Genomic DNA, 22078 nt, shown 5'->3' on the forward strand with positions numbered 1-22078 from the left:
CGATCTGCTTACCCTCGCTGTATGCCCCGCCGCCGCATACGTGTGACCGACGTCCCGCTACGGGCCGCCTTCGCCGCCCTGCGCACCGAACTCGGCGTGCCCTCGGACTTCCCGCCCGAGGCGACCGCGGAGGCAGGACGTACGCCTGTGCTGAAGGGGTACGAGGACGCCACCGACCTCCCCCTCTTCACCATCGACCCGCCCGCCTCCACCGACCTCGACCAGGCGATGCACCTCTCCCGGCGGGGCACCGGCTACCGCCTCCGGTACGCCATCGCGGACGTCGCCGCCTTCGTGGTCCCCGGATCGGCACTGGACACGGAGACACACCGGCGGGTGATGACCCTGTACTTCCCGGACACCCGCATCCCGCTCCATCCGCCGGCGCTCAGCGAGGGCGCCGCGAGCCTCCTCCCGGACCAGATCCGCCCGGCCGCGCTGTGGACGATCGACCTCGACGCGGACGGCCGTACGACCGCCACCGACGTCCGCCGGGCCCTGGTCCGCAGCCGGGCCAGGCTCGACTACGAGGGCGTGCAGCGGGCGGTCGACTCGGGTACGGCGGAGGAGCCGCTGTTTCTGCTGAGCGAGGTCGGTGCGCTCCGGGAGCGGCTTGAGGTCGAGCGCGGCGGAATCTCCTTGCGGGTCCCCGAGCAGGAGATCGTCGAGCGGAACGGCCCGTACGAGCTCACGTACCGCGCTCCGCTGCCCGCCGACGGCTGGAACGCCCAGATCTCCCTGCTCACGGGCATGGCCGCCGCCGACCTGATGCTCGCGTACGGCACGGGCGTGCTCCGCACCCTCCCCGCCGCCCCGGACGGCGCGGTGGGTCGGCTCCGCCGTACCGCCACCGCCCTGCACATCGACTGGCCGCACCATGTGTCGTACGCGGCGCTGATCCGTTCCCTGGCCCCGGGGGTCCCCTCCCACGCGGCGTTCCTCCAGGAGTGCACGACCCTGCTGCGGGGCGCCGGCTACACGGTCTTCCGCGACGGCGTCCTGCCCTCCCTCACCACCCACGCGGCGGTCGCCGCCCCGTACGCCCACTGCACGGCACCACTGCGGCGCCTGGTCGACCGGTACGCGTCGGAGATCTGCCTTGCGGCGGCCGCGGGGGAGCCCGTGCCGGAGTGGGTGCTCGCCGCTTTCGACGCGCTGCCTCGCGAGATGTCCGAGGGCGGCCACCGTGCGGCCACGGTGGAACGGGCGTGCGTCGACCTCGTCGAGGCGGCGGTGCTGAAGGACCGGGTGGGGGAGGTGTTCGACGGGTGCGTGGTGGACCTCGACGAACACCGGCCGACGGTGGGGACCGTGCAGTTGGAGACCCCGGCGGTCGTGGGGCGGATCGACGGGGAGGATCTGTCGCTGGGCGAGCGGCTCAGGGTGAAGGTCGTCCAGTCGGATCCGGGAACGTCTCCGGGGGCTGCGAAGGTGCGCTTCGCGCCTGCTTGATCGTGTGCGACGGCGGCGCTGAGCCTCTGCCACGATCGAGGGAACGGTTCCCGATCCCACGGACAGATGATCTTCCGATGCCCCAGCCTGACGAGCGACAGAAGGAGGGGCGTGACATGACTGCCGTGGCCCATGATCCGCTCACGCCGGCTGAGGGACTGCCGGAGATCTTCCTGGCCCTCGACACCCCGGAGGGTTTCCGGGCTGAACTGAGCGAGGGAGAGATCGTTGTGACGCAGCCGCCGGACGGGGAGCACGAGAAGTAGTCCGAAGAACCACGCGGTTCCGGACGTCACGTTCGCGCCCCTTGACCTCGACCTTTTCGCGCAGGCCGGATCCTGGATGCCTTGCAACGGCGTCGCCATGGTCCTGGAAGTGACGTCCCCGAAGCCCCAGGCAGACCGTGAGGCCAAGCGCCGCTGCTACGCACGCGGAGGCATCCCCCTCCACCTTCTCGTCGACCGGGACACCGACTCGGTCACGCTGTTCAGCGACCCGGAGAAGGACGACTACCGCGAGCACTGGACCCGCCCCTTCGGCAAGGCGCTCACCCTCCCGGAGCCGTTCGCCTTCGAGTTGGAGACCGCGGACTTTCTCTGAGTGCCAGGGCGTTGCACCCTCTGAGCTCTGAGCAAGACGGACAGGGGGACGACCGTGGCGGAACAGGCACTGTGGACGAGAGCACGGCTGGGCCGTTGCGGCCCCCCGCTGGACCTCCTGACCGCCCGCTTCGACCGCCACGTCTACGCCTCGCACACGCACGAGCAGTTCAGCATCGGCATCTGCGTCGGCGGCTCCGAGGTCATCGACTACCGGGGCGACCACCTCCGTCCGGGCCCGGGCTCCATCGTCGTACTGGCTCCAGGCGAAATGCACACCGGCCGCCCCGCAGCCTCCGACGGCGGCTACGCCTACCGCGCCCTGTACCCCGATCCCTCCCTCCTCACCGAAGGCACCCTCGGCGGCGGCTTCCCGTACTTCCCCGAGCCCCTCCTCGACGACCCCGAACTCGCCACCGCCCTCAGCCGCGCCCACACCGAACTGAGCTCCTGCCCCGACCCGTTGGAGACCGAGTCCCGTCTCCCCTGGCTGCTCACGGCCCTCGTCGGCCGCCACTCCACGGCCCGTGCTTTCGACGATGCCCTCCCAGGTGCCGCCCACATCGCCCACGCGGTACGGGACCGCCTGGCCGACGAACTCCTGGAGCCCCCCTCCCTCGCCGAACTCGCCACCGCTCTGGGCCTGTCCCGTTACCAACTCCTGCGAGCCTTCCGTACGACGATGGGGATGCCCCCGTACGCCTGGCTGGCGCAGCACCGGGTGCACCGGGCCCGCGGACTACTGGAGTCCGGACTCAAGCCGGCCGAGGTCGCGGGCCTGGTGGGCTTCGCCGACCAGGCGCACCTGACCCGCTGGTTCCGGCGGGTCCTGGGGGTCACCCCGGCGGCGTACCGCAACAGCGTTCAAGACGGCAGCCGCTGACGTGGCGAACATAGCCGCATGACTGCGCGCGGCTGGTTCCTGTTCTCCCTGATGGGAGTGGTCTGGGGCATCCCCTACCTGCTGATCAAGGTGGCGGTGGATGCCCCGCTGTCCCCGTCGATGGTGGTGTTCACGCGCTGTGCGCTGGGCGCGGCCCTGCTCCTGCCCTTCGCGGTACGGCAGGGGGGCCTGCCCGCCACCGTTCGCACCCACTGGCGCCCGATGCTGGCCTTCGCGTGCATCGAGATCATCGGCCCCTGGTGGACCTTGACCGACGCGGAACGCCACCTGTCCAGCTCGACGGCGGGCCTGCTGATCGCGGGCGTCCCGATCGTGGGAGTGGCCCTGGCCCGCTTCTTCGGCGAGACGGAGAGACTGGGAGTGCGGCGCGTCGTCGGGCTCGGCCTGGGCCTGGCCAGCGTAGGAGTCCTTACGGTCCCCCACCTGACCGGCGGCGACGCCCGCTCCCTGGCCGAGGTGCTGATAACGGTGATCGGCTACGCGACGGCCCCCCTGATAGCCGCGCGCTACCTGAAGGACGTCCCGACCCTCCAGCTCATCGCCCCCTGCCTGGCCCTCGCCGCCCTGGTCTACGCCCCGGCGGCGGCGATGACCTGGCCGTCGGCGATGCCCTCCGCCTCGGTCCTGACCGCGCTGGCCACCCTGGGCGTGGTCTGCACCGCGGTCGCCTTCGTGGCCTTCCTGGAGCTGATCAAGGAGGCCGGTCCGACGAGGGCGACGGTGTTCACGTACGTCAACCCGGCGGTGGCGGTGGCAGCGGGCGCGATCTTCCTGTCCGAGCCACTGACTGCGGCCATCGCGGCGGCCTTCACCCTGATCCTGGCGGGCTCGGTACTGGCGACCGCCTCCGGTCGGGGGGCCGCCACCCGCCCGGTAACATGGTCGACACGGCAGACGAGCCGGGCGGACGGCCGCGTGAAGTCCCTCAGGGGCCTTCCCGAGGAACGTCCGGGCTCCACAGGGCAGGGTGATGGCTAACGGCCACCCGGGGTGACCCGCGGGAAAGTGCCACAGAAAACAAACCGCCGGGGACTTCGGTCCTCGGTAAGGGTGAAACGGCGGTGTAAGAGACCACCAGTGCCCAGGGCGACCTGAGCAGCTAGGTAAACCCCACCCGGAGCAAGGTCAAAAGGAAACACCCAGGTGTTTCTGCGCGGACGTTCGAGGGCTGCCCGCCCGAGTCCGCGGGTAGACCGCACGAGGCCGACGGCAACGTCGACCCTAGATGGATGGCCGTCTCCCCGGCCGCCGCGAGGCGACCGGGCGACAGAACCCGGCGTACAGCCCGACTCGTCTGCCACCAAGGGCCCCTGGTCAGCGAACATACTGGTCAGGGGGCGCTTTCTGTGAAATCGAGGGCTAGGCTAGACCCCGCTCTGCACCGGTTCGAACGGGGTCGCGCGGCTACGTACGCAGCCACGAGAGTAGCCATGGGGCGTGGGGGCGGAGATCGGCGGCGACGGGCCTGAACTGGGGCAATCAGCCTCTGCCCTGGGGCATCTGGGCGATCTCGCCGCGATGCCTGAACACGCATGCAGCCGTACCTGATCCACGGGGACAGCCCTGCCGAGCGGGCTGAACGAGCGGTCATCCGGCTGCGCCTCGCCGAGTGCCGCCTCGCCTTCGGCGAACTGGACGTCGCCATCAGAGCGGTTGACACGGCCGGCCGCACCGCCGCCGGGCTGATACCGGACCTTGCGGCCCGCGTCGAGGCCGTACGCGTCGCGGTCGACACCCAGCTCTTGGGCCGCCTCGCGGACCCGGGGGATGCGGAGGCGTGAGTGCCCGCCGAGCGGCCGGGAGATGTCGTCGACGTATGGCCGCCTTCCGCGGACGGCTGGAGACGGCCCGCCGGTCCCACGAACACCGACGCGTGTGCACGAACCGCGCAGGCCGGGCGGCGTGACGCTCGCAGGTCGGCGGTAGAGCCGTTTCGCGAGTCACACGGAACCGGCCGCCGTGTAACGCTCAGCGCTCTACGGCCCCGCCCGCCAGGCGTCCCGCCGCGAGTTCGTCGCCGAGGCCGCGGACGAGGCCCGCGCCGAGGTCGGCGGCGCGGCGCAACACCTTCTCAAAGGAATCCAGTTCACGGAACACCTCGCCGTAGCGGCGTTGTTCGCCGAGCGGGACCTGGCGGACTTGGAGGCGGCGGACGTCGATGCGGGAGGAACTCGTCGTGTGGGTGCCGGCCTGCCGGGCGTTGGCCGGGGCGCGGAGCGAACCGGCGAGGAACCAGGCGTCGAGCTGTTCGGGCTGCACCCGCACGGCGTGCAGCTGCGGACCGAGGGCGGTGGGCGGCCCGTCGTGGACCCAGGCGGAGAATCTCCGTGCCACGCCCACGACCACGATGTCCCCGGGTTGGACGATCACGGCCTCGCGGGCCGAATCACCGTCGGGGGCGAGCCAGCCCCCGGGTTCCCCCGTCCCCAATAGGTCGGGAACGGTGAGAAAGGGGATGTCGCCGTCGGACGAGGGACTGGGGTGGATCGATTCCTCCGGTGGCTGTTGGCCGCCGCGCAGGGTGAGTGCACCGGCCCGGGCGAGTTCGGCGACGGTGGTCGCTGTCGGTGTGTCCGCCGTGGCTGCGACGAGGTCGAGCGCCGCGAGCAGCCGCGCCGACTTGTCCATGCTTGCGGTAAGTGAGGTGAACTCGTCCCAGGACGCGGCCAGTCGGGGCGCGGTGTCCGCTGGGGACGGGGTGATGTGGCGTCCCGGGGTGAGGTCGACCTCGTCGTCGAGGAGTTCGATGACGGGCACCTGCGCGACGTAGGCGGGGAGCTGCGGGGAGTCGGCCTGTTCGACGGCCTCGCGGACGAAGGTGCCGATCGCCGCCCAGTCGGGGGCGGAGGTGCTCTCCCGCGCGGAGTCCCGGGGGAAGCGTGACGCGGCGTCGGCGACCAGGAGCCGCCGGCCCGCCTGCTTCTCCTCCCCCGGCGCGGGTGTCCGCAGCAGCCACAGGTGCAGGGAGACGCTGTGCGGTGCCGCGCATCCCGGGGGCAATGCGACGACGGCCCGGAGGTGGCCGGTGCGCAGCAGTGAACCACGGATCCGCCGTCCCGCTTTCCTGGCGGCGACGGCGGGCGGCAGCAGCAGCACCGCGGCGCCGCCTGGACGCAGCCGGGCCAGGCAGTTGGGTTTTTCTCCGGTCAGCAGCGCGGTGGACCAGGCGAGGATCTCCTGCGTCGTGCTGGAACCGCTGGTCTACCGTCCGGGCCGGGTGCCGGTGTTCTTACGGAGGCGGGACTCCGTGGCAGGGATCTCAAGCCGCAGAACATCATGGTTGCACCCGACGGCATCTTGAAGACCATCGACGTCCGCGCCGATGAGCTTCCACTGCTTGTCGTCCGCCGTCTGGAGCGGACTACACGCCGCGCGCCCTGGCCCAGCAGGTCGCCGAGGGAGCTGCACGAGACCTGCCGCATGTACGGCGGACAGCCCGGCGACGATCTGCGCGCCTGCGGCGGCGGTTGCCTCCACAGCGAGCGGGCCATGCTCCGCCACGAGATCCGCCACAGTCGCCACGCCTGGCACGAGTTGCATGACGAGATACTGCATCGTCTTCCACTCACCGGCGTCGTGCACGGTCGCGACGTGGGGATGGTCAACCCCGGCGAGAGCGGCGGCCTCACGCCGGAAGCGCCGGATGAAGCGCTGCCGTTCGTCGCCGGAGCCGAGGAGTTCCGGACGGATGAACTTGAGGGCGACCTGCCGTTTCAGGCGCAGGTCGGTGCACTCCCATACCTCGCCCATCGCGCCGTGGCCGATCGGCGTGCACAACTCGTAGCGATCGGCTATGCGCTCTCCCCGAGACATCCGGGGCCTCCCCAAGCTCGTACGTCCACCTGACATGACAGTGCGTAAGCGATTGCTGACGATCCTAGGGCAGCTGAGCGAGCTGTCTGCAGCGAAGCCGGAGAGGGCTTTGTCGTCAGGTCATGGGGGTGGGCCGCGTGTGGCATGGTCAGAGGTTGCCCTTGGCCAGGATGAGGGCTGCTCGGCCTGGAGCGTCCGCGTGGCCAGGGAACCGGCGCACTCCATTTCGGCCTGACACACGCCACGCGCCTGCCGGTGGTGGTGGGGGGCGTCACCCCGTGGTGGTGATGAGCTCGTCGAGTAGCTGCTCCAACAGATTGTTGTCACCGAGGAAGCTCTTCACCGAGGCGTCCTCGTTGCGTTGAGGGTCCATGCCCGACCAGTTCAGGGTGTATCCCGCGTCGGCGCTCAGCTGGGCCAGGAACGCCCGCTGGGCACGGCCGTTGCCCTCGCGGAACGGGTGTAGGACGTTCATGTCGCCGTACAACGTGGCCAGTTGGATGACGAATTCCTGCCGAGGGAGACTCCGCAGCCGGCCGGATGAGGCGAGACGGCCGAATACCTCTCCGGCGTAGGGCACCAGGTTTCTCGCCGGGCAGAAGGGTGTGCGCTTGGCGATGTTCACGGTGCGTAATTCGCCTGCCCACGGATAGATGTCGCCGAAGATCGCGGCATGGAACGCTTGGAAATGGCCGAGGTCGTACGCGCCGGGTAGGGGGCGTTCGGCGAGCATGACGAGGCGCGCCCGGGTGATGTCCGCCTCTGCTGCCGCGAGCAGCTGATGGTCGGTGATGCCGAGCTTGTTGCGCAGCACGCCGCCCGGCATGGCGTACGGATCGTTCACCCTGCCCGCCGCTCCGAAGTCTGTCGGTGACGGGCGATCGCGCGGGCGACCAGGGTGTCCGCGTCGACGTCGCCCTTCACATACGCCTCGGTATCGCGGTCGGAGGCCTCGGAGGCGTGGAGCCCTTCGGCCTCGATGGAGCCGGTGGCCGAGGCGACGGCCGCACGCCGTGCCGCTCGGCCGCTCAGCGCCTCGAAGGCCTCGACGGACAGGAGGACGCCCTGGGGCTTGCGGTGGGCGCCGATCAGGACCGGGTCGGCATCCGCGCCGGACTCCGACAGGTCGGCCAGGATCCGCGACAGTCCCGCGCGCGCGTCGCTGACGGTCACGACCTCAGGGATCACCATGCTGTCACCGTACCCATATAGAGGCTTGATTCTGTACAGATTCTAGTACGGATTCCGGTGGGTGTCCCGTCCCGGGCAGGTTCGCCGTCCTGGAAGCGGAGCTGGACAACGGGCCGGTAGCGCCACAGGGGGCGGCCAGGTGCCGAAATGAGCCGGGATCGCGAGGTCCTCGCCGATGTCGGCGGGGTTGAACCGGACCACTGGTACATCGCGCCGGTGGGGTTCGGTGATCACCATGTCGGCGGTGATGTCGTCCGCCTCGGTGGCCACCAGAACCGGCCTCTCCGAGAGCGACGAAGCCCTTGTCCGGACCGCTCCGGCGCGGAGCGCCTCCTTACGTAGCCATCAAGGTAGCCAGGGAAACGTCCTCCCTGTACGTTTGCACAGGTCATAGCGCTGCGGTGATTCTCCCCGGCGTATAGCCCGACTCGTCTGCCGTCTTGTATTTCAGCAGGTCAGAGGCCATGTTTACTAGCTAAACAAACCCTCGGGGACGAATCCGGGGCGAATCTGCGCTACGGGTATCGTCGTCTCTGTCCGCTGCCCATGCTGCATATTCGGGCATTCCGGGTGTCAAATGCGGTCCAGTGTCACTCTGAAGGAGACGTCTCGGATGCTGATGCGCTCGGAAGTACATGTACGAGATGTCTTCCCGCCGACCCGCTCTGTTTGAACTCGATCACCGGTGGTGCGTCCGGCGGCGGAGCCCGTTGGAAGTGATCACTGGCGAGAGCGTCTCGTTGGCCACTCCTGCCGGGAACCACTGGTTCCTGGCGAAGGCGGTGGTGTGAGGCATGGGCTTCCCGTCCCTGTCGGCGGGGCGCCCTCACCGCGTGCCGTGGTTGGGAACAGGGTCCTGAGGGTCGCGTCCACGGCGCAAGGCGGCTCAGCTCCTCGAACGTGATGCCCTGCCTGAGCGCCACGTCCCCGAACGGTGGGTGTGGATCATGGGGTGGGTCATCCTCGTGTGCTCCAGACGAGGGGGGCTTTGCGGATCCAGGTGTCGTCCTCGATCGTCTGGACGAGGAAGTGGGCGAGCTCGGCGCGGTTGATCCGGGCGCCGGGCTTTTCGGTGCCGGCCTCGGCGGCCCGTAGGGGGCCGCTGAGGGGCTTGTCCGCGAGGGCGACGGCGCGGGCCAGGGTCCAGTCGATGCCGGACGTGGCGCGGACGACCTGGTCGAGGGCGGTGTGGTCTTCGAAGCCCGCCTTGATGTTCGACAGCTTGAAGAGGACCTCGCGGAGCGACTCGCCCCTAGGCAAGGTTGACAGTGTGTGGATCACGGCAGGGATGAGGTCGGGTGAGCTGATGGCGGGGCGGCTGAGGGCTCGGCAACGCGGGCTGCGCTGCCGGGCCGCGCAGGCTCGTGGGCTTTCCCGCTCGACTACCGTCGGGGCACGGCTGTGCGTCCGGGCGCCGCACCCCGCGCGGTGTCCTATTGGGCCGGTAGGGCAGCACCTGCCCAGCCGTTGCCTCAGGCGGCGTCGTACTCGGGGAAGAGCTGCTCGACGCGGTCACGCTTGGTGTACATGTCCCAGTACTGGTCGGCCAGCGCGTCGGGGTCGACGAGCGGGCCCGTGCCGGAGCCGGTCTTGGCCAGGCTCCTCGCGGCGAGTTCGCCCATCTCGCTCCGGGCGATGAACGCGGCGATGGACAGGGTGCCGGCGTAGATGCCGGCGTCGGCCAGCTCGCCGTTGAGCGAGAAGAGCCAGTTGCGGGCGGCTGCCATGAGCGGGCCGACGCCGCTGGCGAAGGGGCGCGGGGAGCCGGCCGTGGCGCCGGTGGTCATGAGGAAGGCGCCGTCGCCGCGCTCGTTCCACTCCGGCAGCACGGCCTGGGCCACCTCGACCGGGGTGAGCAGGAGCAGCGGGCTGTCCTTGCGCAGGGTGGCCGCGTCCAGCTTCGCGGCGGGAGCGAAGGCCTGCTCGCCGCTGATCGGACCGTACTCGACCACGTCGATGCGACCGAAGTGGTCACGGATGGCCTGGACCGTGGCGCCGGCCTGCTCGGGCTTGGACAGGTCGGCGGTGAAACCGGCCGCGTCGATGCCTTCGGCCTTCAGCTCCTCGACGAGGGCGTCGAGACGCTCCTTGCCGCGGGCGACGAGCGCCACACGGAAACCCTCGCGGGCAAAGCGGCGCGCGACGGAGGCGCCGAGGCCCTTGCCGGCGCCGAAGATGGCGATCACCTTGGACATGGGATGTTCTCCCCTTCACTGTTCGGATTGCGGTGCGGTGGTGGGGTGGGGTGGGACAGGGGCCGGTTCATGTCGGACCGCCCGAGGGCGTCAGCCGCGGGTGTTCCAGACGAGGGGGGCTTTGCGGATCCAGGTGTCGTCCTCGATCGTCTGGACGAGGAAGTGGGCGAGGTCGGCGCGGTTGATCCGGGCGCCGGGCTTTTCGGTGCCGGCCTCGGCTGCCCGTACGGGACCACTGAGGGGCTTGCCGGTCAGGGTGACGGCGCGGGCAAGGGTCCAGTCGATGCCGGACGAGGCGCGGACGAGCTGGTCGAGGCCGGTGTGGTCCGCGAAGCCCGCCTTGATGTTCGACAGGTTGATGAACGCCTTGACCAGCGGGTTGAGCCGGGCCCAGTCGTCGCCGGCGCCCTGCGTGGACGTCAGCACGATGCGGGGTATGCCCTGTTCGCCCATGACGGTGAGCGTGTTGCGGGTGGCGTCGGTCATGAACATGGGCGGGCTGACCGGCTTGGCCCACGGGTTGTCGGAGGCGCGGGCGTTGTTCAGCGCGCTGATCACCGCGTCGGTGCCTTCGGCGGCCTTGCGGATGTCGTCGATGTCGGCGGGTGTGCCCTGGATCAGTTCGACGCCGGCCGGTGCCTGCACCTTGTCGGGGTTGCGGACGAGGGCGCGGACGTGGTGGCCGCGTTGGGCGGCGTGCTCCAGGACGTGGGTGCCGGTGCGGCCGCTGCCGCCGAGGACCAGGAGGTTGCTCATGGTGATCAAACGCCTTTCGGTCAGTTCAGGGGTGGATCAGGCGGCCTGTCGGCCGGTCAGGGCAGAGCCCAGCCGGCGGGCCTCGTCGTGCGCCTTGGTCATGGACGCCTCGTGCACCGGCAGCAGCGGGGCCATCATCGGCACGTACGGGGCCATGGTCAGTTCGGGCAGGACCGTCGTCAGGTCGAGGCCGAGGTTGGCCGGGTGACCCAGGACGGTTTCCAGCGTCGGCACCAGGTGGTCCATGCCGTGCTTGGGGGCGCCGGGGCCGTAGCCGCCGCCGCGTGCGGAGATCACCGTGGCGGGGCGGCCGAGGGTGGGAGGGGGTCCGTCGAAGCTCAGGGTGCGCCCGTTGACCATGATCTGGTCGAGCCATGCCTTGAACACGGACGGCATCGTGAGGTTGTACATCGGCACGGTGAAGAGGTAGGCGTCGGCGCCGAGGAACTCCTCGATCAGCTCGTCCTGGACCGCCGCGGCCTTCGCCTGTTCGGGGGTGCGGGCGGCGGGGTCGGTGGTGCGGGCGGTGATGCCCGCCGCGCTGAGGTGCGGGGCGGGGGAGGCGGCCAGGTCGCGGTGGACGACCGCGCCCTTCCACTCGTCACGGAAGGACCGGGCGACCTGACGGGAGACGGATGCCTCGTCGAGCGAGGAGGCGTCGATGTGCAGCAGGTAGGACATGGGGAAGTCGGCCTTTCGAAACGATCAAGGGTGGGTCGGGGGCGGATCGGGGGTGACCGGTGGAGGTCAGCTGCGGGCCGCTACGGCGCAGCCGTCGGGGCCGCAGACCGCAGCGTCGCCGTCGGTGGCGAGGGGGAGCGGGTGGGAGGCGTCCCAGGCCGTGCGCAGCACGTCGGAGAAGGCCGTCGCTGTCCTGGGCCCCGGGGATGCCGTACCTGCCGTCGATGACGATGAAGGGCGCGCCGGTGGCGCCCAGGCGCTGGGCGCGGGCGGCATCGTCGCTCACCTGCCGCTGGTAGCGGTGCTCGGTGAGCGCCTGGCGGGTGCTCTCGCGGTCCAGAGTGATCTCCTGGCCCAGGTCGAGCAGGTCGTCCATGCTGAAGACGGGGCGGGCCTGGCCGAAGTAGGCGCGGAAGATCGTGTCCCAGGCTTCGCGGTTCTTGCCCTCGGCGGAGGCGTGGGCGAGGAACTCGTGCGCCAGGTCGGTGTTGGCGACCAGGTTGTCCAGCACCTGGTAGGGGGTGAGTCCCTCGGCCTCGGCCAGCGCCTCGATCCGGCGCGTGGACGCCTCGGCCTGGGAGCCGCCGATGCCGTGCCGGCGCAGCAGCGCGTCACGGACGCTGAACGTCTCATCCACGGGGAAGGAACTGCTCAGCGGGAACGAGTGGTGGACGACCTCCACCTCGTCGCCGTGCTCGAACCGCTCCACAGCCCGGTCCAGACGGTGGCTGCCCAGTCCGCACCAGGGGCAGGTGATCTCGGCCCAGATCTCGATCTTCATGACGCGCCTCCCATGCCTGCGCTTGATTCTTACGTTTTGTTCGTAGCGCCATGATGGGCCAGTATGGAAGTCGATACAAAAGGCACATCGGTGTTCGTGCCGGAGAGGAATGTGCGTCATGGAGGTCACCGGCAGTTCGGGCGGTGCGGCGGCGGTGGGGCCCTGTGCCCGCATCCCCGCCGTGCACATGGAGTTCATCCGGCAGGTCCTCGACCGCGTCGGCGACAAGTGGAGCCTGCTGCTCATCGCGGTGGTGGAGGCCGGCCCGCTGCGCTACACCGACCTGCAGCGCCAGGTCCCCGGCATCTCCCAGCGGATGCTCACCCTCACGCTCCGCCAGCTCCACGAGGACGGTCTGATCACCCGCACCGCATACGCGGAGGTCCCGCCGCGCGTCGAGTACTCCCTCACCCCGCTGGGCCGCGGCCTCCACGAGATCGTGACGTCCCTGATCGGCTGGGCCGCCGACCACCACGACGAGATCCGCGCGCACCGGGCCCGCGCCGCGGCACCAGCAGCCCGGTCCTGACCGCTCGGCGACCGGCTGTCGGCGCCGGGTGCAGCGCGGATGCCCGACGCATCGTCTGGGTAGATCGCATTGGGTCACCATTGACACACTGTGTCATCTGATGCATCTTGGGCCACATGCCGAGAGCGAGCGGACCGTCGGCCAGGTCCTCTTCACCGGGGTCGGCAGCGGCTTCGGTCCGGGCCGGATGCACGTACCGACGCCGAACACCGCACTGTCCGGCCTCGGCAACCATGACGCCGACGCGCCCGGCGCACCGGGAGCAGCCCCCGACAGTCGGGCGCCTCGCTCGGCAGACCCTGCTGAACGCCCTCGTCACCACGGCGGTGGCCGGTCCCATGGCCATGCGAGGCGTCTCGCAGGGCAACCAGGCCAACGGCGCCGTCACTGTCACCACGGTCCAGTTGGGGACCGGTGTGGAGCAGGCGGCGCCGTTCGTCCGCATGTCGGCTGACTCGTCAAAGGGCCGGCACGAGTCGACCACGGCCGAGCCGGCATTCATGCACTAGGGAACGAGAGCGAGCAGTGTTCAAAGAATTCATGGGTCTCCCCCTGCACCCGCTTGCAGTGCACGCGGCGGTAGTGCTCATCCCGTTGCTGGCGCTGGGCGCTGCTGGATACGCCATGCTGCCCCGGTTCCGCCCCCAGCTGGGCTGGGTGGTGTGGGTGCTCGCGGTGGTGACTCCTCTCATGGCGATCGTCGCCCGGGAGTCCGGTGAAAGCCTGCAGGAAGTGGTCACCGAGAAGCACTACCCGAGCAGCGTGCTTCACAAGGTGGCGCAACACGCGGACTACGCCGACACGTTGCAGCTTCTCAGTCTGGGACTCGGTATAACGACCATTCTGTTGTTGCTGCAGGTTCGCTCGAAGCGCGGAGCCCGTATGCCACGCTGGGCGCCTGCGGCGCTCGTTGTCGTCGTGGTGGGCCTCTCCGGCCTCAATCTCGTCTACTCGTACCTGGCCGGCGACTCGGGCGCCAAGCTGGTCTGGACCGGCGTGCTCTGACGCGCCGTCGGGCTTCGCCGGCGGGCAGGCAGTTCGCCGCCGTCCACGCAGGACGGGGTGGCGGTGGACGGCCTGACCGGAAACGCCGGAGTGGTTCGAACCGCTGCCCGGGGCCTGCGAATGGGGGCCCGGGCCGAGGGCGTGACGGGCGGCTGATCGTCGCGACCAGCTCCACACCGGTCTGGCCTTCGACGGCATACAGTGCCCGTGGGAGCGTCGAGGCGGCTGCTCCGCCGCCCGCCAGTGCCCCGGTCGACCCGTCCGACCTCGCTCCGCGGTGCTGAGAAGCCTCATGGCCGTCTCACCGAGTTCGCGCCGGGTGCTGACATGCGCGGCCGCTGGGATACCGGGGGAGACGGGCGGGACGTCGGCGATCACCAGCGTCGGTGCCGAATCCGACGCCTTTGGCGTGCGGCGGCGTGGGTCTGTCGAGGGTGCGGGCGACCCGTGCCTACGTCGGTGCCGCGCGGTCAGTGCAGGTCCCGCCGGGGAGTTCTCGGGGCGGGCGAGCCGGCTGCCGGTTTCCATGCGCTGCCCGGCGCGTCCCATGGACTAGTTCTCCTCGGAATGCGTGACGACGCGCATTGGCCGCTGTTCGGAGGTTCGAGGAACCCCGCCCGACGCCACCACGGCACTCACCGCCTGCACGCGGCCGCGACGGCGCTTGAGGATCCGAACGACGCAGAACAGCGCCACAGCAACGGCGGCAAGCACGGCGGCGCCGATCAGCCCCGCCGAGTGCAGGACCCTGGTCGCCGCCGCGCCGACGAAGTAGCCGAGGAGCACGTTACCGCTGCCCTGGACCAGCGATGCGGTCGCGCCGTAGAAGAAGCGGCGGTACGGCATGCCGGACGCTCCAGCGGCGAAGGGTGGGAAGGCCCGGATGACTCCGACGAACCTGCCGGTGAGCACGGCGGCTCCGCCGCGACGCGTCAGGAACGTCTGGGCCATGCCGCTCCAGCTGTCGGATCGGAGCCGGCGCGCCAGCCAAGTGTCCGGATGCCGTTCGCAACGTCGGCCCAGCGCGTAACCGAGGCCAGGGGCCGCCGACCTGACGATCGGCGACCCCTCAAGCATGCTCACACTCCCCACCCTCCCCACACCGTCCGAAACCGGAACAAGTGGGGAAGAGAAGCGGGTCTGGCCGATTTCAAAGAGTCTCATCACCGTTCGGATCCGTGAGGCCGAGGCGCGGCTGCACGCACTCCTCAGGGCACTTGCTCACCGCTGCAGCTGTTTGCGGGCCGAAGACGGCCTTGGGTCATGCTGAAGGGGCGGGTGCGTAGACCACACCGGTCAGTTCCTCGGACAGCACCCACAGGCGGCGTGCGGTGTCAGGGTCCTGCGCCGCAGGGTCGGGGCGGACGACCGTGGGATGTCCGCGCAACTCCTTCCATCCGTCGGGGCCGAAGAACTGCCCGCCTTCGACGTCCGGTGCCGTCGCGGCGCGCAGCTGGGGAAGCGCGCCGATCTCGACGTCCTGGGCGAACAGCCGGTTGACGAGGGCGCCTCCCACCCGGAACAGGCCGGTCGGGCCAGTTTGCTGGAGGTTGGTGGCTGTGATCCCAGGGTGGGCTAGCAGGCTGCGTACCGGGCTGTCGGCCGCGCGGAGCCTGCGGTCGAGTTCCAGGCCGAAAAGGACGTTGGCGAACTTCGACTGGTCGTAGTACTTCACGCGCTGGTACTTCCGGGCGCCGGAGAGGTCGTCGAAGTGGATCTGCCCGCCGTGATGTCCGATCGAGCTGACGGTCACCACGCGCGGGTCACGCCCCTGCCGCAGCAGGTCCATGAGCAGGCCGGTGAGGGCGAAGTGGCCGAGGTGGTTGCCGGCGAACTGTGACTCGTGGCCCTGGGGGCTCAGCGTTCGGGGTGGCGTCATGACACCCGCGTTGTTGATCAGGACGTCGACCTGCAGGGCGTCGTCGTGCGCGCGGGCGGCGAACGCCTTGACCGAGTCCAGGTCGGCGAGGTCGAGATGGCGCGTCTCAAGGCTTGCGTCGGGATCGGCGGCGCGGATGTCGGCGACGGCCCGGCGGCCCTTGGCCTCGTTGCGTACGGCCATGACGACGTGCGCACCGTGCCGCGCCAGGTGGCGAGTGGTGGCCAGGCCGAGGCCGCTGTTGGCTCCGGTGACGACGAAGGTCCGGCCCGTCAGGTCGGGGATGCGGGATGCGGTCCATTTGCTGTCTGACATGAGACCCAGACTGCCGTCCATGACACAGTGAGTCAACAAGGGCCTGTCGGGACTTCTCTGGCTCGGACTAGCATCGGTGTCGTGGGAGATACAAAGACGGCCCCGGCGGCCAACATGGCGGAGCGCAAGCGCCTGCTCGTGCGCAGCGAACTGGCGGAGGCCGCGGTCAAGCTGCTGGCCGACCAGGGATTCGAAGAGACGACGGTCGACCAGATCGTGGCCGCCGTGGGAATGTCACGCCGTACGTTCTCGCGCTACTTCGATTCCAAGGAAGACGTGATCGTGCACATGCTGGCGGAAGCCGGCGTGAGGCTGTGCGCGGAGCTGAACGCCCGGCCCGCCGACGAGCCGCCCGCGGTGGCGTTGCGTCGCGCCCTGTCGGTGTTCACCTCGATGAGCGTCGGCAATCCGGCCAAGATGCTGCGCGTGAGCAGACTGATCCTCGACACCCCGGCCCTTCTGGCCCGCTTCCTGGAGCGGCAGTCCCAGTGGCAGGCCGAGATGACCGGCATCCTCGCCCTGCGTGCCGGACTGGACCCGGACGTCGACCTGCGTCCTGCCGTCGCTGCCGGCGTCGCCCTGACGGCCTTCCAAGCCGCCCTGCGCCGCTGGGTGGACAGCGACGGCAGCGAAAGCCTGGACGATGTCGTCGATCAGGCTCTTGCCCTGGTCGGACCGGTGATCGAACTCGGAGTCGATGCGGGCTGACCGACTCCGAACTGCATATCGGCCCGTCACACGGCGACCAGTAGGACTCTGTTAGGTCTTTCTTGATCTTGGTGTTGTCCTCCCGGGCAGGGGTTGGTGGCAGGTGGTGCAGGTACCGGTCCAGCAATTCAGCAGGGCCTGGATGGCGTCGAGGATCTGGTACAGGGTGAGTCCGCTGTATCGGCTTTTGGGGCCAGCCGCTGCTCGGTGAGGAACGCGTGGGCGGCGGTGACCAGGGGGACGTGGTGATGCCACCCGGTCCAGGAACGGCCCTCGAAATGGTCCAGGCCCAGGCCGTGCTTGAGTTCCCGGTAGTCGTGCTCAATGCGCCAGCGAATCTTTGCCAGGCGGACCAGCTCCGGGATCGGTGTGTCGTCGGGTAGGTCGGATAGCCGGAACCGGGTCGGTTCCTCCTCGCCATCGGGTCATTCGGCCAGCAGCCGCACCTCCGGCAGGGCACCGTCTCACCGGCCGTGCCCGGCCACCGTGGCCTGCTGGGCCAGCCGACGCGAGCGCACCCCGGCCGGCCGGACCCGCATCGCGAGGAAGCTGCCGGCCGCCGTCGCGGGGCGGGTGTCGGGTGTGGAGGGGTCCAGGGCGCGCTGCAAGCGCAGGACCCCGCCGTCCGCGGCGGTCAGGACGGTGCTCCGCTCGTCGTCGGTGACCTCGACGGGCCATGGCGAGGAATGGAGAGCGGCGCCCGCGCAGGAACGGGTGACCTCGTGGTCGGGGGGTTGGTGAGGCTCTGGGCCTGGGCCTGGACGCGACCTCGATCAGCGCGAGGAGCTGGGCGTACGGCACCGGGTCGTGACGGCCGTCATAGGCCCGGCGGGACTCCGGACGCCGGGAAGCAGCTACTGCAACGTGCTCGCCAAGATAGGTCGCCGGTGGAGCCAGAGGCAGGCTCTGGCGGCGTCCGAAGCCCGCGGCGGTGATCCGGATCAAGGACGGGAACTTACGCGTTCGCGTCGCGGAGCGTGCGAAGGATGCGCTCAAGGTGGCGGCGGTCCTGGGCTGAGAGTGGTCCGGAGAGGTGGTTGCGCAGGTGGGAGACGTGGGCGGTCAGTGCGTGGTCGAGCGCCTGACCGCCCTTGTCGGTCAGTACGGCGAGTGCGGCTCGTCGGTCGGCAGGATCGGGGTCGCGGCGGATGAGTCCTTCCTTTTCCATGCGGTCGGCGAGCCGGGTGAAGCCGCCCGAGCTGAAGGACACGGCCTCTGCCAGGTCCGTCATGCGGAGCTGGTGGCCGGGGGTGCGGGCCAGTCGCAGCAGCACTTCGAACCAGGTGTGCGGTATATCGAGATCGCGGTTCACCAGGGGCTTGATACGGCTGTGGGCCTCCACGAAGAGACCGAAGAGCGTCACGTCGTCGTCGTTCAGCAGTTGCTCGTTCACTCCTCAAGGATGGCAGAAGAACATGAGCGGAAGAATCTGCTGTTGCAATATCTGTTAAGGCAGATATATTGTCTGCGTCGGCAGATACTTCGCCGTGTCCACCCCGCAGATGTGGAGTCCGCCCCATGGGAAAGCGCGTCCTGGCCGCCTTCGGCGTCGTAGCTCCCATGGGCGGCGTCCTCGCGTCCGGCCTGTCTGCACCCGCTTCGGCGGACGCCGCCGCCTCCTCCACCGCCGAGCGGACCGGCTCAAGCGAGGAGGCCCGGTTGCGGGCGCTGTCGACGACGTGGTGCTCGGCGGCCTGCCGGTACTGCACGCCGGTCGGCTGGAAGACGGTCCACCCGCAGATCAAGGCGCTCACCGGCACTTGCCGCTTCGACTACCCGAAGGAACCGCTCGCCCAGCACTCGAGGTTCGTGCGGGGCACCCGGGATTCCGCCGACCCGGCGGGAACCGGCGGCCACGTGGCGGACTTCGGCAGCGGCGACAGCGCCAGCGGTCTCCCGACGCTCACCCTGCCCCGCAAGTCCCCCTGGGCGGCCTTGCCGCAGACCGGCGTCCCTCCTCAAGAACGCTCCGTACCAGCCCGCCGTCAAGCCGTACCTGAGCCGGCTGCTCTCCAAGGACGTGCGGGAGCACGCAATCGGCGCCTGGGCGCCCGCACGGGCGTCGCCCCGCCCGCCGGCCGCAAGGGCATCTTCGGCCACGCCACCATGAACCCGTCCGGCGTCGGCCGGTTCATGAGCGACCGCGCTGCCCTCGACCGTCACACGGCCCGCCTCGGCCTCCGCACCGGCGATGTACATGGCGCCGACTCGTCCGGCCCCACGTCCTCAGCCTCCACCCGTTCGACCAGCCGGGCACCCAGGGCTGAACCCCTGCTCGACACGGGCTGCCCGCCTCGACTCCGTTCACGTCGTACACCTTGCCGCGAGGCGATTTCCCCGACCATCACCCTTCACCCGAGGAAGCACGCATGAGCACCCTCTCCTTCACAGTCCTCGACCTCGACTTCCCGGCCGGCAGCAAGAACAAGACGGCCACCCTCGTCACCGGCGAGAGCGAGGCGCTGCTGGTGGACGCGGCCTTCACCCGCGCCGACGGCCACCGGTTGGTCGCCGAGATCCTCGACTCGGGCAAGACGCTGACCACCGTCTTCGTCTCCCACGGCGACCCCGACTTCTACTTCGGCGCCGAGGTGATCGCCGACGCCTTCCCCGAGGCGAGGTTCGTGGCCACCCCGATCGTCATCGAGCACATCGCCCACTCGTACGAGGGCAAGCTCAAGGCCTGGGCTGCGCTCGGCCCGAACCTGCCCACCCGCCTGGTCGACCTGGAGCCGCTGACCGGCGACCTCACCCTGGAGGGCCACCGCTTCGAGCTGAGGGGCGGCCCGGCCGGCCTGTCCGACCGCCATTACCTCTGGCAGGCCGAGCACCGCGCCCTGCTCGGCGGCGTCCTGCTCTTCCAGCAGGAGCACGTCTGGGTCGCCGACACCCCCACCCCCGGCGACCGCGCCGCCTGGATCGGCCTGCTCGACGAGATGGCCGCCCTCGACCCGGAACTGGTCGTCCCCGGCCACCGCCTCCCCGGCACCGCGGCCGACGGCTCCGCCATCAGCGCCACCCGTGACTACCTGGTCGCCTTCGAGGAGGAACTGGGCAAGGCCGCCGACGGTGCCGCGCTGAACGACGCCCTGGTCAAGCGCTTCCCGGACAACGGCATGCTGATCGCCGCCCAGATCGGCTCGAAGGTCGCCAAGGGCGAGATGAAGTGGGGCTGACCATGAGCGAGTTCGCCTCGTCGACGGCTCCCGCCGACGTCGTCCGCCGCCAGTACCTGGCCTCCGCAGCCGGTGACCTGGACGCCCTGCGCGCCACCCTCGCCCCCGACGTGGAGTGGACGGAGATGGCCGGCTTCCCGCTGGCCGGGACCTATCGCACGCCCGAGGGCGTCACCTCGAACGTCATGGAGCAGCTGGGCAAGGAGTGGGAGGGCTGGGCCGCGCACGACGACACCTACGTCGTCGACGGCGAGAACGTCGTCGTCCTCGCCCGTTACACCGCGACCAACAAGGCCACCGGCAAGCTGATCGACGTCCGGGTCGCGCACCACTTCGTCGTACGGGGCGGACTCATCGTCCGCTTCGAACAGTTCGTGGACACGGCGCTCGTCCGCGACGCCATGAACGACTGAGTCGTACCGCACCCACCGAGAGGCAGGAGACAGAGATGTCCGCTGCGGACAACAAGTCACTCGTGACCGCCTTCTACGAGCAGGCCTTCAACGACTATCAGCCCGAGGCGGCCGCCGCCGCGCACCTCGGCGAGAGCTACACCCAGCACAACCCCGAGGCGCAGGACGGCCCGGGTGCCTTCGTCGGCTATGTGCACTGGCTGCGCGGGCAGTTCCCCGACCTGCGCCTGGACATCAAGCGCGTGGTCGCCGAAGGGGACTTGGTGGTCACCCACAGCAACCTGCACCTCAAGCCCGGTGACCGGGGCATGGCCGTCGCGGACTTCTGGCGCGTCGCCGACGGGAAGATCGTCGAGCACTGGGACGTGATCCAGGAGGTGCCCGAGAAGAGCGCCAACGACAACACCATGTTCTGACCCCACAGCAGCAGCACACAGACAACCGAACAGAACAGAACGGATAGAGAGGCTCCCCCCACCATGACCAGCCTTCCCAGCCGACGCCGCCTGCTTGCCACCGGAGCGGGCGCCGCTCTCGGTCTCGGTGTCGCCACTGCCTCCGTCACCCCCGCTCAGGCCGCCACCGGCCAAGCCTCTGCGGGGCGCGTGGCAACGGGCGGCGGCGAGGAGAAGCGGACTCTTGACGAGCTCTACCAAGCAGCCCTCGCGGAGGGCGGCAAGCTCGTGCTCTACGCCGGCGGCGATGTCTCTAGCCAGGCGGACGGAATCCGCAACGGCTTCAAGAGCCGGTTCCCGGGCATCGACCTGACGGTGGTCGTCGACTACAGCAAGTTCCACGACGTCCGCGTCGACAACCAGTTCGCGACCGACACCCTGATACCCGACGTCGTACAGCTCCAGACCGTTCAGGACTTCGTGCGCTGGAAGGAGCAGGGCCGCCTGCTCGCCTACAAGCCGGCCGGTTTCTCCAAGCTCTACGCTCCCTTCAAGGACCCGCACGGCGCGTGGGTCGCCGTCCAGGTGAGCGCCTTCAGCTACATGTACGGTCCCGCCGCGGTCGGCTCCGACATCCCCAGCGGTCCGCTCGACCTGGCCGACGCCCGCTGGAAGGGGAAGATCGCCTCCTCCTACCCGCACGACGACGACGCGGTCCTGTACCTCTACACCCTCTACGTGCAGAAGTACGGCTGGGACTGGCTCGCCCGACTGGCCACCCAGGACCTCCAGTTCGCCCGCGGCAGCTACACCCCGAGCGCGGCCGTCAGCAGCGGCCAGAAGGCCATCGGCATCGGCGGATCCGGCGCGCCGCTGTCCACCGGGCCGGTCAAGTGGGTGCTGCCCGACAAGGCGCCGTTCATGTCCTGGGGACAGCGGGCCGCGATCCTCAAGCAGGCCAAGAACCCCACCGCCGCCAAGCTGTACCTGAACTGGCGGCTCTCCGTCGAACAGCAGAAGGCCGCCACCAACGGCTGGTCGGTCCGCACCGACGTCACCCCGCCGACCGGGCTGAAGCCCGTCTGGGAGTACCCCAACGGCAACCTCGACGGCTTCCCCCGCTTCATGGCCGACCGCGCGGCGATCGAGCGCTGGAAGCAGACCTTCGCCCTGTACTTCGGCGAGGTCAAGGGAGACCCCTCACCGGGCTGGCTCGGCCTGCACCCCGGAGCCTGACCGCCGACCGGTGCCGCCCGGCCCCGCACTCCCCGCGCGCTGGGCCGGCG

24 protein-coding genes, 1 other RNA gene and 3 pseudogenes are annotated in these 22078 nt (G+C 69.9%); 15 read left to right on the forward strand and 13 right to left on the reverse strand.

What is annotated here, in order from left to right; genetic code table 11:
- Positions 1–21: 21 nt before the first annotated feature.
- From RKD20_RS31180 to RKD20_RS31205, 6 genes and pseudogenes are all read left to right on the forward strand, one after another.
- Complete coding sequence (locus tag RKD20_RS31180) at positions 22–1452, forward strand: RNB domain-containing ribonuclease (RefSeq protein WP_424880608.1); 1431 nt, start codon at positions 22–24, stop codon at positions 1450–1452.
- A 116-nt stretch (positions 1453–1568) separates the two neighbouring features.
- Positions 1569–2052: pseudogene (locus RKD20_RS31185) on the forward strand (Uma2 family endonuclease).
- 54 nt (positions 2053–2106) lie between these two features.
- Positions 2107–2934, forward strand: a complete 828-nt coding sequence (locus RKD20_RS31190) for a helix-turn-helix domain-containing protein (protein ID WP_424880609.1) — start codon at positions 2107–2109, stop codon at positions 2932–2934.
- 18 nt (positions 2935–2952) lie between these two features.
- Positions 2953–3735, forward strand: a pseudogene (locus RKD20_RS31195) (DMT family transporter); the annotation flags it as partial.
- Between the two features lie 115 nt (positions 3736–3850).
- An RNA gene (rnpB, locus tag RKD20_RS31200) (RNase P RNA component class A) lies at positions 3851–4252 on the forward strand.
- 235 nt (positions 4253–4487) lie between these two features.
- Positions 4488–4736: a hypothetical protein gene (locus RKD20_RS31205; RefSeq protein ID WP_424880610.1), complete on the forward strand. Its 249-nt coding sequence runs from the start codon at positions 4488–4490 to the stop codon at positions 4734–4736.
- A 187-nt stretch (positions 4737–4923) separates the two neighbouring features.
- Here RKD20_RS31205 and RKD20_RS31210 read toward each other — a convergent pair whose 3' ends face one another.
- From RKD20_RS31210 to RKD20_RS31250, 9 genes are all read right to left on the reverse strand, one after another.
- The gene (locus RKD20_RS31210; protein WP_424883368.1) at positions 4924–6129 is read right to left on the reverse strand and encodes an N-6 DNA methylase; all 1206 of its coding nucleotides are present in this window, start codon (positions 6127–6129) and stop codon (positions 4924–4926) included.
- Positions 6130–6156: 27 nt separating this feature from the next.
- On the reverse strand, positions 6157–6768 hold the full coding sequence (locus RKD20_RS31215; RefSeq protein WP_424880611.1) for a protein kinase domain-containing protein: 612 nt from the start codon (positions 6766–6768) through the stop codon (positions 6157–6159).
- 271 nt (positions 6769–7039) lie between these two features.
- Positions 7040–7612 (reverse strand): Fic/DOC family protein, encoded by a 573-nt coding sequence (locus RKD20_RS31220; protein ID WP_424880612.1) that lies wholly within the window; start codon positions 7610–7612, stop codon positions 7040–7042.
- On the reverse strand, positions 7609–7959 hold the full coding sequence (locus tag RKD20_RS31225; RefSeq protein WP_307625421.1) for a type II toxin-antitoxin system Phd/YefM family antitoxin: 351 nt from the start codon (positions 7957–7959) through the stop codon (positions 7609–7611). The genes RKD20_RS31220 and RKD20_RS31225 overlap by 4 nt, the downstream gene beginning before the upstream one ends.
- A 957-nt stretch (positions 7960–8916) precedes the next feature.
- Positions 8917–9219 carry an NAD(P)H-binding protein gene (locus RKD20_RS31230; protein ID WP_424880613.1) on the reverse strand — a complete coding sequence of 101 codons (303 nt, stop codon included), beginning with the start codon at positions 9217–9219 and terminating at the stop codon, positions 8917–8919.
- A 212-nt stretch (positions 9220–9431) separates the two neighbouring features.
- Positions 9432–10154 carry an SDR family NAD(P)-dependent oxidoreductase gene (locus RKD20_RS31235; protein ID WP_385626521.1) on the reverse strand — a complete coding sequence of 241 codons (723 nt, stop codon included), beginning with the start codon at positions 10152–10154 and terminating at the stop codon, positions 9432–9434.
- A 90-nt stretch (positions 10155–10244) separates the two neighbouring features.
- Complete coding sequence (locus RKD20_RS31240) at positions 10245–10910, reverse strand: NAD(P)-dependent oxidoreductase (protein ID WP_424880614.1); 666 nt, start codon at positions 10908–10910, stop codon at positions 10245–10247.
- Positions 10911–10946: 36 nt separating this feature from the next.
- Positions 10947–11591 (reverse strand): FMN-dependent NADH-azoreductase, encoded by a 645-nt coding sequence (locus tag RKD20_RS31245; protein ID WP_424880615.1) that lies wholly within the window; start codon positions 11589–11591, stop codon positions 10947–10949.
- On the reverse strand, positions 11512–12372 hold the full coding sequence (locus tag RKD20_RS31250) for a DsbA family oxidoreductase (RefSeq protein WP_424880616.1): 861 nt from the start codon (positions 12370–12372) through the stop codon (positions 11512–11514). The genes RKD20_RS31245 and RKD20_RS31250 overlap by 80 nt, the downstream gene beginning before the upstream one ends.
- A gap of 118 nt (positions 12373–12490) precedes the next feature.
- On the opposite strand from RKD20_RS31250, the gene RKD20_RS31255 reads away from it, so the two are divergent.
- From RKD20_RS31255 to RKD20_RS31265, 3 genes are all read left to right on the forward strand, one after another.
- Entirely contained in the window at positions 12491–12901 is a 411-nt protein-coding gene (locus RKD20_RS31255) for a winged helix-turn-helix transcriptional regulator (protein WP_424880617.1), read from the forward strand.
- A gap of 233 nt (positions 12902–13134) precedes the next feature.
- Entirely contained in the window at positions 13135–13410 is a 276-nt protein-coding gene (locus RKD20_RS31260; RefSeq protein WP_424880618.1) for a hypothetical protein, read from the forward strand.
- A 31-nt stretch (positions 13411–13441) separates the two neighbouring features.
- The gene (locus tag RKD20_RS31265) at positions 13442–13906 is read left to right on the forward strand and encodes a DUF2231 domain-containing protein (RefSeq protein WP_207921682.1); all 465 of its coding nucleotides are present in this window, start codon (positions 13442–13444) and stop codon (positions 13904–13906) included.
- A 552-nt stretch (positions 13907–14458) separates the two neighbouring features.
- On the opposite strand, the gene RKD20_RS31270 is transcribed toward RKD20_RS31265, so the two are convergent.
- Positions 14459–15070, reverse strand: a complete 612-nt coding sequence (locus tag RKD20_RS31270) for a DedA family protein (RefSeq protein WP_424883369.1) — start codon at positions 15068–15070, stop codon at positions 14459–14461.
- Between the two features lie 97 nt (positions 15071–15167).
- The gene (locus tag RKD20_RS31275) at positions 15168–16100 is read right to left on the reverse strand and encodes an oxidoreductase (protein ID WP_424880619.1); all 933 of its coding nucleotides are present in this window, start codon (positions 16098–16100) and stop codon (positions 15168–15170) included.
- Between the two features lie 114 nt (positions 16101–16214).
- Between RKD20_RS31275 and RKD20_RS31280 the strand changes: the two genes are divergently transcribed.
- Entirely contained in the window at positions 16215–16808 is a 594-nt protein-coding gene (locus tag RKD20_RS31280; protein WP_424883370.1) for a TetR family transcriptional regulator, read from the forward strand.
- A 128-nt stretch (positions 16809–16936) separates the two neighbouring features.
- Here the strand turns inward: RKD20_RS31280 and RKD20_RS31285 are convergent.
- Positions 16937–17356: pseudogene (locus RKD20_RS31285) on the reverse strand (transposase); the annotation flags it as partial.
- Between the two features lie 407 nt (positions 17357–17763).
- On the reverse strand, positions 17764–18201 hold the full coding sequence (locus tag RKD20_RS31290) for a MarR family winged helix-turn-helix transcriptional regulator (RefSeq protein WP_424880620.1): 438 nt from the start codon (positions 18199–18201) through the stop codon (positions 17764–17766).
- 125 nt (positions 18202–18326) lie between these two features.
- On the opposite strand from RKD20_RS31290, the gene RKD20_RS31295 reads away from it, so the two are divergent.
- From RKD20_RS31295 to RKD20_RS31315, 5 genes are all read left to right on the forward strand, one after another.
- Entirely contained in the window at positions 18327–19181 is an 855-nt protein-coding gene (locus RKD20_RS31295; RefSeq protein WP_424880621.1) for a hypothetical protein, read from the forward strand.
- Complete coding sequence (locus RKD20_RS31300; protein ID WP_424880622.1) at positions 19178–19984, forward strand: MBL fold metallo-hydrolase; 807 nt, start codon at positions 19178–19180, stop codon at positions 19982–19984. Before RKD20_RS31295 ends, RKD20_RS31300 begins: the two co-directional genes overlap by 4 nt.
- A 2-nt stretch (positions 19985–19986) precedes the next feature.
- A complete protein-coding gene (locus tag RKD20_RS31305) occupies positions 19987–20397 on the forward strand; it encodes a nuclear transport factor 2 family protein (RefSeq protein ID WP_424880623.1) in 411 nt (136 codons plus the stop codon).
- Positions 20398–20432: 35 nt separating this feature from the next.
- On the forward strand, positions 20433–20813 hold the full coding sequence (locus tag RKD20_RS31310; protein WP_424880624.1) for a nuclear transport factor 2 family protein: 381 nt from the start codon (positions 20433–20435) through the stop codon (positions 20811–20813).
- A 63-nt stretch (positions 20814–20876) separates the two neighbouring features.
- A complete protein-coding gene (locus tag RKD20_RS31315) occupies positions 20877–22028 on the forward strand; it encodes an ABC transporter substrate-binding protein (RefSeq protein WP_424880625.1) in 1152 nt (383 codons plus the stop codon).
- The last annotated feature ends 50 nt before the right edge of the window (positions 22029–22078 follow it).

The sequence above is a fragment of the Streptomyces sp. SLBN-8D4 genome (genome assembly GCF_049739545.1).
Classification (GTDB): Bacteria; Actinomycetota; Actinomycetes; order Streptomycetales; family Streptomycetaceae; genus Streptomyces; species Streptomyces canus_C.

Excerpts from the sequence above, each read along its gene's own strand:
- RKD20_RS31180 (WP_424880608.1), top strand. The coding sequence starts at position 22 with ATGCCCCGCCGCCGCATACGTGTGACCGACGTCCCGCTACGGGCCGCC.
- RKD20_RS31205 (WP_424880610.1), top strand. The coding sequence starts at position 4,488 with ATGCAGCCGTACCTGATCCACGGGGACAGCCCTGCCGAGCGGGCTGAA.
- RKD20_RS31215 (WP_424880611.1), bottom strand. The coding sequence starts at position 6,768 with ATGTCTCGGGGAGAGCGCATAGCCGATCGCTACGAGTTGTGCACGCCG.
- RKD20_RS31225 (WP_307625421.1), bottom strand. The coding sequence starts at position 7,959 with ATGGTGATCCCTGAGGTCGTGACCGTCAGCGACGCGCGCGCGGGACTG.
- RKD20_RS31235 (WP_385626521.1), bottom strand. The coding sequence starts at position 10,154 with ATGTCCAAGGTGATCGCCATCTTCGGCGCCGGCAAGGGCCTCGGCGCC.
- RKD20_RS31240 (WP_424880614.1), bottom strand. The coding sequence starts at position 10,910 with ATGAGCAACCTCCTGGTCCTCGGCGGCAGCGGCCGCACCGGCACCCAC.
- RKD20_RS31245 (WP_424880615.1), bottom strand. The coding sequence starts at position 11,591 with ATGTCCTACCTGCTGCACATCGACGCCTCCTCGCTCGACGAGGCATCC.
- RKD20_RS31250 (WP_424880616.1), bottom strand. The coding sequence starts at position 12,372 with ATGAAGATCGAGATCTGGGCCGAGATCACCTGCCCCTGGTGCGGACTG.
- RKD20_RS31255 (WP_424880617.1), top strand. The coding sequence starts at position 12,491 with ATGGAGGTCACCGGCAGTTCGGGCGGTGCGGCGGCGGTGGGGCCCTGT.
- RKD20_RS31260 (WP_424880618.1), top strand. The coding sequence starts at position 13,135 with ATGACGCCGACGCGCCCGGCGCACCGGGAGCAGCCCCCGACAGTCGGG.
- RKD20_RS31265 (WP_207921682.1), top strand. The coding sequence starts at position 13,442 with ATGGGTCTCCCCCTGCACCCGCTTGCAGTGCACGCGGCGGTAGTGCTC.
- RKD20_RS31270 (WP_424883369.1), bottom strand. The coding sequence starts at position 15,070 with ATGAGACTCTTTGAAATCGGCCAGACCCGCTTCTCTTCCCCACTTGTT.
- RKD20_RS31275 (WP_424880619.1), bottom strand. The coding sequence starts at position 16,100 with ATGTCAGACAGCAAATGGACCGCATCCCGCATCCCCGACCTGACGGGC.
- RKD20_RS31280 (WP_424883370.1), top strand. The coding sequence starts at position 16,215 with ATGGCGGAGCGCAAGCGCCTGCTCGTGCGCAGCGAACTGGCGGAGGCC.
- RKD20_RS31295 (WP_424880621.1), top strand. The coding sequence starts at position 18,327 with ATGGGAAAGCGCGTCCTGGCCGCCTTCGGCGTCGTAGCTCCCATGGGC.
- RKD20_RS31300 (WP_424880622.1), top strand. The coding sequence starts at position 19,178 with ATGAGCACCCTCTCCTTCACAGTCCTCGACCTCGACTTCCCGGCCGGC.
- RKD20_RS31305 (WP_424880623.1), top strand. The coding sequence starts at position 19,987 with ATGAGCGAGTTCGCCTCGTCGACGGCTCCCGCCGACGTCGTCCGCCGC.
- RKD20_RS31310 (WP_424880624.1), top strand. The coding sequence starts at position 20,433 with ATGTCCGCTGCGGACAACAAGTCACTCGTGACCGCCTTCTACGAGCAG.
- RKD20_RS31315 (WP_424880625.1), top strand. The coding sequence starts at position 20,877 with ATGACCAGCCTTCCCAGCCGACGCCGCCTGCTTGCCACCGGAGCGGGC.